Annotated in this window: 10 protein-coding genes and 1 CRISPR repeat array; of the genes, 2 read left to right on the forward strand and 8 right to left on the reverse strand. The window is 47.9% G+C overall.

Annotated features, from left to right (window positions below; all coding sequences use genetic code 11):
* Positions 1-119: 119 nt before the first annotated feature.
* From ACLQMU_RS06510 to cas3, 8 genes are all read right to left on the reverse strand, one after another.
* The gene (locus tag ACLQMU_RS06510) at positions 120-350 is read right to left on the reverse strand and encodes a hypothetical protein (RefSeq protein WP_443673621.1); all 231 of its coding nucleotides are present in this window, start codon (positions 348-350) and stop codon (positions 120-122) included.
* Positions 351-418: 68 nt separating this feature from the next.
* Positions 419-1,305: a CRISPR direct-repeat array (repeat unit 32 nt; unit sequence ATTTCAATCCACGTACCCGCACGGGGTACGAC).
* Between the two features lie 231 nt (positions 1,306-1,536).
* A complete protein-coding gene (gene cas2 / locus ACLQMU_RS06515) occupies positions 1,537-1,827 on the reverse strand; it encodes a CRISPR-associated endonuclease Cas2 (RefSeq protein WP_422149059.1) in 291 nt (96 codons plus the stop codon).
* A 10-nt stretch (positions 1,828-1,837) separates the two neighbouring features.
* Positions 1,838-2,869, reverse strand: a complete 1,032-nt coding sequence (gene cas1c, locus ACLQMU_RS06520) for a type I-C CRISPR-associated endonuclease Cas1c (protein WP_422149060.1) — start codon at positions 2,867-2,869, stop codon at positions 1,838-1,840.
* A gap of 51 nt (positions 2,870-2,920) precedes the next feature.
* Positions 2,921-3,607, reverse strand: coding sequence for a CRISPR-associated protein Cas4 (cas4, locus tag ACLQMU_RS06525; RefSeq protein ID WP_422149061.1), 687 nt, complete (start codon positions 3,605-3,607; stop codon positions 2,921-2,923).
* Positions 3,604-4,485, reverse strand: a complete 882-nt coding sequence (gene cas7c / locus ACLQMU_RS06530; protein WP_422149062.1) for a type I-C CRISPR-associated protein Cas7/Csd2 — start codon at positions 4,483-4,485, stop codon at positions 3,604-3,606. Before cas7c ends, cas4 begins: the two co-directional genes overlap by 4 nt.
* Positions 4,482-6,380 (reverse strand): type I-C CRISPR-associated protein Cas8c/Csd1, encoded by a 1,899-nt coding sequence (gene cas8c / locus ACLQMU_RS06535; RefSeq protein ID WP_422149063.1) that lies wholly within the window; start codon positions 6,378-6,380, stop codon positions 4,482-4,484. The genes cas7c and cas8c overlap by 4 nt, the downstream gene beginning before the upstream one ends.
* Positions 6,377-7,060, reverse strand: a complete 684-nt coding sequence (gene cas5c / locus ACLQMU_RS06540) for a type I-C CRISPR-associated protein Cas5c (RefSeq protein WP_422149064.1) — start codon at positions 7,058-7,060, stop codon at positions 6,377-6,379. Before cas5c ends, cas8c begins: the two co-directional genes overlap by 4 nt.
* Positions 7,061-7,068: 8 nt before the next feature.
* A complete protein-coding gene (gene cas3, locus ACLQMU_RS06545; protein ID WP_422149065.1) occupies positions 7,069-9,264 on the reverse strand; it encodes a CRISPR-associated helicase Cas3' in 2,196 nt (731 codons plus the stop codon).
* A gap of 1,104 nt (positions 9,265-10,368) precedes the next feature.
* On the opposite strand from cas3, the gene ACLQMU_RS06550 reads away from it, so the two are divergent.
* Together ACLQMU_RS06550 and ACLQMU_RS06555 are read left to right on the forward strand one after the other, a co-directional pair.
* Positions 10,369-10,707: a nucleotidyltransferase family protein gene (locus ACLQMU_RS06550; RefSeq protein ID WP_422149066.1), complete on the forward strand. Its 339-nt coding sequence runs from the start codon at positions 10,369-10,371 to the stop codon at positions 10,705-10,707.
* Positions 10,697-11,053 carry a HepT-like ribonuclease domain-containing protein gene (locus ACLQMU_RS06555; protein WP_422149067.1) on the forward strand — a complete coding sequence of 119 codons (357 nt, stop codon included), beginning with the start codon at positions 10,697-10,699 and terminating at the stop codon, positions 11,051-11,053. The genes ACLQMU_RS06550 and ACLQMU_RS06555 overlap by 11 nt, the downstream gene beginning before the upstream one ends.
* Position 11,054: the final 1 nt, after the last annotated feature.

The raw sequence follows: 11,054 nt of genomic DNA on the forward strand, positions 1-11,054 counted from the left end.
CGCGAACTGGCTCGGCTTCGCGCGCCGCTTCTGACAAAATTGCTGGCGGAGTAACACCCCATTTCACGTTCAAACTTTCACACCTTCGCACTTTCTCACCCTATCACCCTGGCACCTTGTCATTCCTTCCCACCGCCCAACTCGACGTGCCAGCGGTAGGCGACCCAGAACCCGAAGATCGCACCGGCCGGTCCCGCGGCGGCGTAGGCAAGCGGCGTGGGCCGGGCCAGCGCGCCCAGCGTGCCGTTGGGGAAGCCGATCGCCAAGCCGTCGGGATTGAAATAGGCCCAGGCGTATCCGCCCACGCCGACGATCAGGGGGCTGATCCAATACCAGAAGCTGCGCCGCACCGGGAAGGCGATGTGCGACCCGCACGGGGTACGACCAAAAATGCCAACCAGACCAATGGTTACAATTTATTTCAATCCACGTACCCGCACGGGGTTCGCCTTCACTGAAAACCAGGCTCTTTTGCCCGCACGCTTATTTCAATCCACGTACCCGCACGGGGTACGACTCCAGGCCCAGGGTGGTTTGGAGGGACTCGCCAAATTTCAATCCACGTACCCGCACGGGGTACGACCCCCTTTTCCAGCGCATGTATCGTGATCTCCGGCCAATTTCAATCCACGTACCCGCACGGGGTACGACTCCTGCCGTGCTTCTGGAGGATGAGATGCCGGAAATTTCAATCCACGTACCCGCACGGGGTACGACCCAGGGAGCCATGAACGAGTTTCCAAGGTGGAAATTTCAATCCACGTACCCGCACGGGGTACGACGCAGATTCCAACTCCTGCGCCGGTCTATATGGAATTTCAATCCACGTACCCGCACGGGGTACGACTCTCCTACGTCGTCCTCTCGGTGCGGTCGTTCGATTTCAATCCACGTACCCGCACGGGGTACGACGCCCGTTTTCACGCGCATAGAGGAGAGGATCATATTTCAATCCACGTACCCGCACGGGGTACGACACGGGTCCACTGTCACACCGGCCGCGGCCTGTACATTTCAATCCACGTACCCGCACGGGGTACGACCTAATTTTCTTGATCTTCCTGAGGATCCATCTGAATTTCAATCCACGTACCCGCACGGGGTACGACGCCGTAAGACCGCCCGGTGATAGCAACCCATATATTTCAATCCACGTACCCGCACGGGGTACGACGTCCACGACCGATCTGATCTCGCAGATCGATATTATTTCAATCCACGTACCCGCACGGGGTACGACACGATATCATGGAGATGTTCGCCGATGATGTAAATTTCAATCCACGTACCCGCACGGGGTACGACCGCAAATTATCTGATTATGTATATGCAGGAATAAACAGATAATTGTTTTTTATTTGAGAAACCGGGTTCAGAATTTTAGAAATTTCAACCTCTCTGCCGGATTTGGCATGTCTTCTGTATCACAATCATTCACGATAAATTCGGGCGATCCCGGAAAAGTGTTAAATAAAAGATTCAAAAAATCTCCGCGAACCTTCAGGGAGAACCATGGCCGCTTCCGGTTCGCATCCATCATGTTACCAGCAGCCCTTCGGGATCATACCCGGTCTCATTTCCTAGATGTTCAACCCGGTTCTGCCAGTTGGACCCCAGATAATAAAACCGGATGCTGTCCCGGTCCTTATCCATAATCTCGTTCAGGGAATGTTTAAGCTTTGCAAACTGGGTGGGATCGACAAGACACTCGAAGACGGAATTCTGTACCCGCTGCCCATAGTTCACGCACTCCCGCGCAACCTGTCGGAGCCTTCGCCGGCCCTCCGGAGTTTCCGTGTTTACATCATAGGTGACAAGAACCATCATTATCGACACCTCAGTTCATGAAGAATGGAGGATAGCCATCGATATCCCCGCGCAGGAACCGGGCCATCAGGAGGGCTTGGACATACGGCAAAAGACCGATCTCAATCTTCTCGTTGAGGTACGGATGCGTGATCTCGTCCTGCTTCCTCTTCTGCCACGCACCCAGCACGACCTTGCGTCCCTTGTCGGTCAGGATGATTCCCCCACCCTCTTTGTGCAGGAAATCCTCCCCGCATACCTGCTGGAGATTCACCATGCTCAGCGCGAGACGATCCGCAAGAAACGGCCGGAATTCCTCCATCATGTCCAGCGCAAGGCTTGCCCTTCCGGGCCGGTCGGTATGGAAGAACCCGACATACGGATCGAGCCCTACGGTCTCCAGTGCCGATTCCACATCGTGGGCAAGGAGCGTGTAGAGAAATGATAGAAGGGCATTCATATTGTCGCGGGGCGGCCGTCGGTTTCTTTCCCGGACAAAGAACGTATCTTTCTGTTTGAGGATCAGTTCGTCCATTACATCGAAATAAAATTTCGCGCAGTTCCCTTCGATGCCCCGCAACGCATCGGCATTGGGGCACTCCTCAATCTTCGACAGGTTCTCTATCAGGAGATAATCTGCATTCCTGATAGATTCGCACCGGATTGTATCGCCATGATCCCGGATGCTTCTCCCAAGAACCGTCCGGCAATTGACGATCTTCGCAGTGATGAAACATCTGGCGATATCCAGTGATGCCCCGGTGTCATCAGCAATACGGTACTGGGTACGCCTGAGCAGAACATTTCCCCGTACGCGGCCATTCACCCGGCCCATAAATTTTCCATAGGGTGTGAGAAACGAAAGCCCGACATTATTGTCCGTGCACAACTGCATCAGCTGAGGGCTCGCTCCCATGTAGCCAAAACAGACAATTCCTTCGATGTTATGGATGGGGATCCGGAAACGCTCATCGCTGCCGACTTTCACGATAACATTCTCACCGTCGCGGTGCAGGAAGGATTCCGGGGTCGTGACATAGAGGGTGTTGAGCAGTTTTCTCATTGCATCCACACCCCTTGATGGCATCGAATTCCTACTGCAATAGGCAGGCACTCACAGGTCAAGAGCACACGCCTCCCGGATATGTCTCCCGATATAATTCCGTACCGGACTTTTCTTCTTTGTCAGTTTCGGAACACAGATATCGACAAGGGAGCAGAGGGCACAGTTCTTTCCGGCTTCCGCTTCCGGCGTAATCCCATTCCGGAAAATCGTATGCATTTCATCGGCAAGCGATCGTACCGTGCTGCGCAGATCATCCGTGATGGCAAGGTGTTGTCTCCTGCGGATCTCATTGTAATAGAAATCGGCTGAGTCAATCCGGATGCCAAACATCTCTTCAAGGCACATGACCTGTGCACAGAGCTGGACCTCGTCACGCTCATCGATCTTCGGTTTTCCCCGTTTGTACTCCACGGGTTTCATCAGCCACAGCCCTTCATGATCGGGAATCGGGATTCCGTGATCAGATCGGGTGTACTCGATCACATCCGCAATACCGGTAAGTCCGAGCGTGTACGAGACAAGAGGATATGCACGGGAGATAACAACATCTCCCCGTGACTCGTTGAAGAACGGATCATCGACCCGCTCATGAACGAAATGCCCCTCCTGTGTGCGGAGATTTTCCTGCCACTGCTGTTCGACATGGATCAGCGCCCACTGCCGCCTGCAGAAACAAAAATGCTGGATACCGGATAACGAGAGCAGCTCGTCATCGGTATATCGGGGTCCACTCATAACTTTTCGACAACCTCGACTCCCTTGGGAACATCTTTTGCTACCGTGACTTTGTAATCCGCAAACGAACGCGGCGGAAGATCTTTTGATAACCGTTCGACTTTGATCTTGTCGAACAGGATATGCGACTGGCAGCACCCGAGTTCGCTGTCATGCTTGAAGACGATCAGTTTCCTTGCGGACATTTTCCCTCTCGCAGCGGAATGGTCGTGCTCGAACATGTTTACGAGGCTCTCCCAGAGAAGGGCAAGATCTTCTTCGGAGAAGCCGGTACCTACTGTTTTTTTACCTTTGTCAATTTTTGCCAAATTAGCAGAAATATAGCCCTCGGCACGATAGAGACCATACGGTACGATCTGTTTCTTCCCCATTGTCTGATTTTTAGTATCAGTTTCCTTTTCATTGGTTACCGCACAGCGTGTGATCGTGACCTCCTGCTGAAAGATCGGATCCTGACTCCGAGCGAAATTTAGCTGTACTGGACCCCGTACTTGACCGAAATTCGCTTCCTTTCCAACCATTACAGCACCGAAGGTACGAACATCAAAAAAGTTTTTACACATGAATTGGATCAATTCCAAAGCTTCTTCCTTTTTCGGATTTTTTGTATCCTTAACCTTAACTGCTGTATATGCCTTCTTATTTTGATTGTCAAGAACAGATCCAGAACGGACATATATATCATATCCATCTGCGCCCTGTTTCACCAGATCAACATAATCGCGAATCTTCCGCTTAAGACAGACATCAGTTACGATTCCATATCCTGTCTGGGGATCAATTCGTGGCATATTTCCCATATCGGGATCTCCGTTCGGGTTTCCGTTTTCGACATCGAACAATAATACAAACTCATAACGGTTTTTTATTTCACTCATGGTTTTTCCTCCTTTGAATTTTGATCGGTTTCCTCACTTTTCCTGAAGTGCCGCTGATGATAATATCCCAACATGAACATACCTTGATCCTCAAGATTGAGATATGGTGGAACCTTATCAACTGATGAAATAATTTCACTGTTTAATTTTGAGAAATATGTCTCTAATTTGGGTTTTTCGGATTTTATTTTCGACAAATGATGTTGATTGAGTTTCATTAAAATTGGGAAAACAATTGCAGGCGATGATGATGCACTCGCAAAATAACTATCTCGAATTGTTCTCTTTATCCCAGACTTAGGATTATCTGGATCTTTATGTGCTGTAATCTGTGCAAATTCCATGACTGCGAATAATCTTCCAAGACGATACGGTATATTAGTACTTTCTTCGTTAAGACTCACGGTAATCAAATCCTCTTTCAAGTTAGTCAAGCCGGCTCGGCTCATTCTCAACAGGTAGGCTTTGATGAATCCTGCCTGAACGTAATCCGGGCGACTCAAAGATTTTTCATCATCGATCCGAGGAATTTTCACACGCTTCATAATCGAAGTATACATTTGAATTGGGTACTGTCGATTGGTGAGGATCGCTCTGATGAGAGTATCTTCAAGCAATGGGGGGATCTTTTTAAGTTGTGATTCTGAAAAACCCGAATCTTGATTGTCCCCTTTTTTTGTCCGGGATTTATTTCCTTTTTGGTGGGGGAGAGTCGCTAATAACAACCTGAAAAATGAGATGTTCCTTGGGCCCCGATTGCCAATTTCCATATCGAGATGATGTCTGGCGATGTGGGTAATAAAATTCCCAAATGTATCCTGATACCAAAATTGAACGATATTTCTTCCTTTATTGGAAGAAAGGCCGATTATAAAAAAATTTGTTTTTTCTAGGTCAAATTTATCCTTCAAATTCTGGCCCGTCTTCACCTTGATGAGGATATCATTAATCAGCTGTTCCGTATCAAAATCTTCTTCTGTAGCAGAATTATTATTGATCAATCCCGTTACGAGACTTCCGATATTTTCTTTCGTTTCGGCCCAAAAGACAATTACTGTATCACCGATTTGAATTTTGTTCTCGCTTTTCGGTCTCAAGAGATAATTGAGGGCTATCGTATATTTTACCATTGAGTTTTTTCCTACCGGGGCGTTCTCTCCCTGTTCCCTTCCGTACGAACAGAATGCCGGGTCGTTGAAACTTACAAGAGGTGCTTTGACTTTTGGATCCACATTGATCGGGTTATGTCTCCGAGCGATACTTTCAATTTTACCGGTAACAAGACATTGTCCATAGATTTGATTTTCTTCCGAACTTTCATTGAAATAATTCATCCAGACGTTTTGTGAAAATGGTTTTTCATGGAGATATCCCTCTCCTATTCTAAAAACAAAATTGGTATTGTTATCGAATAGTTCAAGATTTCTAATCACTAGAGGATTATCGTGAAAGGATTCGGGTCTCCAATTGTCGAGAAATTTTAAGAAACTGATGATTTCAGGCATACTGTTGTCGTTAAAAAGGTCATGATGAAATTTTTTAAAAGCCTCGAAACATGCCTTCGAATTTTTGGTCACCCTATATTTCGATACTATATCCTCTTTCTGTTGTTTGTCGGTTTCTTGTGTTTTCTCTATTCCGAAAACGTACTTCAGATTATCACGTAGGAAGAAAGGAGTTTTATCCGATGAACGGGATTGCTTGAAGGGAACATTCATTGAAATCGGTTTTGGTTTTTTCCCCCCAGTTCTTTGGTCTATAATTCCTTCGAGCGATCCTTCGTCAGAAATTTCCAGAACGAATGATATCGGCACGCTGCTGTACCCGGGTCGCGGAAGATCAGGATTATTATCACTTAATATATCGTAATAACGACATAACGCTTGGAGGATCATGAGAACGAACCCTCTTGTTTGCATTTGTTAATATCGATCACACCATCGATCATCTTGGCTCTGAAGAAAACTGCACGAATATTATCGGTATTCGTAAAATCCAAGTCCCAAAGCATCACCCCGAAATCTTTGGTTCCTTCCTTCAATCCATGGTATTGTGATTTGGGAACCTCTCCATCAATTAATTCAAAATTCGCCGGGAACTCCCTACATCCGAAATAGGGTTGATGAAAAAATTGACCTTTTCGCATCCTTCTAAGTGCGATATTATAATGTTTCTCCACAGTTTCCTCTCGACCGGCCTTATTTGTCAGCTCAAAATGTGCTTCGATGTAATAGCAGATATCACGAAGAATTATCGATGCTCGTTGAACAGCTTCCTTATCGGGGTCTTGGGAAAGCATAACTTCTTCACCGTTCATCGCTTTTTTTATCTTATCTTTTGGGATTTTTCCCGGGCGTTCATTTCTTCGAATGTTATCAAATTTTATCGGATTCATAACGTGAATCTTATCGATAATCCAAACTATTTCCGGTTTCCAATAGATCGCTTCAAGAATCCCCCTTGCGGACGATGGAGTCATCACATCATAACTGACCCTTTCTGATTTTAATTCCGGTCGCGTAAAGCAAGCATAATCTCCCCAAACTTTAAGGATAATACCATATCCGATATCCATCACCTCCTTCAGTAATTTAAGAATGGCATTTCCATCCGATTATCTTTTGCATTTAATAATCCAACATTCATATCATACCATTTTTTGTCATTCAGAATGTGGAAACGATCTTCAACAAAATCAACTAAGTGTAATCTCTCCAACTCGTTGAATTCTATCGGAAAGATGCTAATTGTATACCCTTGAATTTTCCGGATATTCTGCCAAAGATCTTTTCCTTGACGTAGATTAGTAATTGCTGATTTGGCTTCATCATCATATGGAATGATAAGCTCTTTCGTTCCATCTTCAATCAGTTTAAACGCAGCAGATATATCCTCAAAAGGAAATTTGTAGTTTTTCGATCGTTTCTCAATCATTTTTAGGATGCCCTCTTTATCAAGACCTTCGCCCTCATAGAAATATAGTTCTTTAAAGTAATATTCAACAGAATCTAGGGAAAGAATATCATCATCTTCAAATTTTTTTATCGTTTTTTCTCCAATTGATGCAATTCGTCTTTGCCAAGAGGTTTCAGATATGGCATCATCGTCATTAGACCTGAAAATGAAAACCTCCCCACATGGCAATTTCCCTTCACGGTTGCACCTGCCGGCAGCCTGTGCAACCGAATCGATACCGGTCATGGTCCGGTACACAACCGGGAAATCGATATCGACACCGGCCTCGATCAGCTGCGTTGAGATGACCCGGCAGTCCTTCCCCTCGCGAAGCCGGGTCTTGATCTCTGCGATCTTTTTCCTGCGATGAACCGGGCACATACGGGCACTGAGATGATAGCAATTTTCGGAGTCTTTGATCGCATCGTACAGTTTCTTTGCATGGTTTCGGGTATTCACAATACAGAGAACCTGCCGGTGACCGGTCAGCCGGGTAGAAAGTTCCGCATCGCTGAGCGGGCCAAGATTCGTCACGTTCACCCGCTTGAAAGTTTTATACAATCGATCCGGCGATTGCATGATCTCCCGGGGCCGGGCTTTTTCATCGAGCAGATCCCCCAGTCGCGGTTGTGTCGCGGTACAAATCACGACCGTTGCGCCAAAGTTGCGTACAAGTTCCGACAATGCCGCAAGACAGGGAAGCAGGTACCCGGTGGGGAGCATCTGCGCCTCGTCAAGGATGATGACGCTCTTTGCGAGATTGTGCAGTTTGCGGCAGCGGGAGCGTCGGTTGGAAAAGAGCGATTCAAAGAACTGGACATTGGTAGTGACAACGATAGGCATGTCCCAGTTTTCAGTTGAGAGCATGAGTGACTCGCATACAGGATCATCATTCCCATGCTTCACGGTTGCCGGATCAAAATTGCTGTGATGCTCCAGCACATTCCGGCTCCCAAAAATGTTCCGGAACACTTCCGCGTTCTGTTCGATGATGCTGGTATACGGGATAATATAGAAGATCCGTTTCAGGTCATGGGTCCTGATATGTTCAAGCGCAAAGGCCATTGAGGAAAGTGTTTTTCCTCCGCCGGTCGGGACGGTCAGGCTGAAAATACCGGGTGGCAGCGAGCCGGCATTGACGCATTGCTCAAAAATTTCCTGCCGTTCGCGGTTGATGAGTGTATCTTTCGCATCGGAACGTATTTCCTGCATGTGGGCTTCGAATTTCCTGTTCAGGATCGCAAACGATTCGTAATTCCCACGGGATGAAGATTTTCCAGGAGAACAGAATTTTTCTGTGTCGAGTGAATCTGCATCCACAAGGCAGGAGTAAAGCATCCGCGTAAAGAATGAAACACAAAAGCCGGTTTTATGCGGAAATGGGTGTAACCTGAAAGGCCCGATTGCCTGCGTGTCAATCGAAATCTCCGTGTGGTACGCAGAATAATCCGGAATTTTCACCTTCTGCAATCGTTCGCAAAGTCCTCCTTCAGCGCTCCCGTAATTCAAAAGACCCCCGTGATGACCGGCAACAAGGTAGGCAAACATCAACCCTGCAGGGTACTGGTCATTTTTGAACAGCCGGGTTCCCTCAATCGCTCCGCCTGTTGAGTGATCAACGGAGATCTTCTCTCCTTCGAGACGTTTCTGGAATTCACGGGAATATTTTCCAAGATCGTGAAGGAGCCCGCTGGCATATGCAAGGTCGCCGGCAGAAAAATCATCCGCAAAAGTCCGGGACAAGTGCCCGACATTAATCAGATGATCCCGGAGGTTTTGCCAGTTGGATTTATCCGGGTTTTTGGTTGAGTGGGCGTAGTACATGATTCATTCTTCTATGATGATGTGGTCGGATCATTCGCAGCAGATTATACTATGATGAATAATTTTTTGTGGCTATCCTTAACCTTTAATATTACTTCACGCACCGTGAAAGTAAAAATCATACCAAATGAGGTATCCCGGGAACGATCTCAAAACCCCCCCTTCTTTTCATTTCCCTGTGCCAGAGTCCGATCCGGAGGGAGATCCGCCTCCCAAAAGCGTACATTAGCGTTTAATCGGAGCACGTTTTACCCGTAAATATGGCAATCTGGGGACAATACGACCGAATCCCAAAATTTTGTGCAAAACTGCACCCGTTTTGTACACTTTTTCGCGTATCGCCGCACCGGCAGGGTGGGAGGAGGATCGATTCTCCGACGGAGACTGCCCCCCGGCACCGGTCTTGGTGATCCTGCATATTTCATGAGTCCGGGGCCCTTTTCCCGTTTCCACGTCCTCCAGCCCATCAGGAAAAAGATCGCCCCGCCATTTGGGCCTGTTTGGTCTCTTTTTTACGCCCGCCAACCCGATCAATCCATCAAACTGACGATATTTCGGGGTTTTTGCAAAACAATAGGCCCCCTTTTTCGCGATTTCGTCCCCCAAAATCCACCGGACTGCTTAATCCGGACCCTTTAGAGCCCCCGTTTCCCGGCATTCCCTGGTCGGGCACCGTAGGTTTTCAGGGAGCAGTAATCTGGGGACTGCCCTGGTTCAAACAAAATTCTCCGTTATGAAATCTCCCGGATACCTTTTGCGGCCTCATATCTTCGCTCTGGCGAATCCACATCCAACCGGCACCTTTTAATAAGAAACGGCCGCTGGAAGGCTGCTATTTAGTGCCTCACATCTCCGACGTGAGAATGCCCTTTTGATCCCGAATTAGTGCCTGTTTTTGGGGAATTAGTGTCTCCCGGCCGGAAAATGAGGGTGATCGGAATCCAAAACGGGCCCGGAATACTTCATGTCACAAGGGATCCGGCATTTCGGGATCCCTTCCCCGTTAGCTTCTCCCCTGGTGCCATCCATACCCTTATGTTGACCGGTTGCCCAACAACTACTCAATCACAGAAGATCCGCAGAGGGTTAAGGAAGGGAGTGCGAATGACCGGGCAGCCCGTATCGCAACAAAAAAGAAACCGTGCAGGAACGAGTCGTGCCGTAAAGAGACTCGCAGCAGCAGCCCCGGCCATCCGCCAAAAATTCGGCGTGACAAAACTCGGCATGTTCGGCTCGTTTGCCCGGGGAGAGCAGACAGCCAGAAGTGATGTCGATGTACTCGTTTGCTTTGCACCGGGATGTGCTACGCTCCATAACTTCATTTGCCTCTCGGATTATCTTGAAGCGCTGTTTAAGCGCAATGTGGATCTCCTCACGGAAGATTCGCTCTCGGATCTGATCCGGCCTTATATCGAGCGGGATGTGATCTGGATTGAAGGATGACAGGATTCTTCTTATCCACATTCACCGGGAGATCGTTTTTCTTACCACAATTAGCACCGGTCGGAAGTATGAGGACCTCTTAAGCGACGAATATTATGCCCATGCGGTAATCCGGGCAGTCGAGGTGATTGGTGAAGCCGTAAAGAACCTCTCCGCACCGCTCAAAGAGCGTCATCCCGAAATTGAATGGCGGGAGATTGCCGGCATGAGAGACAAGGTGATCCACCGGTATTTCGAGATCAACTGGCAGATTGTCTGGAATGTCATCAATGAGAATCTTCCGGCAATTGAACCGAAGATTGCCGATCTGATAGAGGAGACTGGTGCCGTTTCCGGTACGTCATAGC

It is taken from the genome of Methanoregula sp., from assembly GCF_052325125.1.
Taxonomy (GTDB): domain Archaea; phylum Halobacteriota; class Methanomicrobia; order Methanomicrobiales; family Methanospirillaceae; genus Methanoregula.

Bases quoted from the DNA above. Each gene is read 5' to 3' on its own strand.
- cas3 (WP_422149065.1), bottom strand. From the start codon at position 9,264: ATGTACTACGCCCACTCAACCAAAAACCCGGATAAATCCAACTGGCAA.
- cas1c (WP_422149060.1), bottom strand. From the start codon at position 2,869: ATGAGAAAACTGCTCAACACCCTCTATGTCACGACCCCGGAATCCTTC.
- cas2 (WP_422149059.1), bottom strand. From the start codon at position 1,827: ATGATGGTTCTTGTCACCTATGATGTAAACACGGAAACTCCGGAGGGC.
- ACLQMU_RS06550 (WP_422149066.1), top strand. From the start codon at position 10,369: ATGACCGGGCAGCCCGTATCGCAACAAAAAAGAAACCGTGCAGGAACG.
- cas4 (WP_422149061.1), bottom strand. From the start codon at position 3,607: ATGAGTGGACCCCGATATACCGATGACGAGCTGCTCTCGTTATCCGGT.
- cas7c (WP_422149062.1), bottom strand. From the start codon at position 4,485: ATGAGTGAAATAAAAAACCGTTATGAGTTTGTATTATTGTTCGATGTC.
- cas8c (WP_422149063.1), bottom strand. From the start codon at position 6,380: ATGATCCTCCAAGCGTTATGTCGTTATTACGATATATTAAGTGATAAT.
- cas5c (WP_422149064.1), bottom strand. From the start codon at position 7,060: ATGGATATCGGATATGGTATTATCCTTAAAGTTTGGGGAGATTATGCT.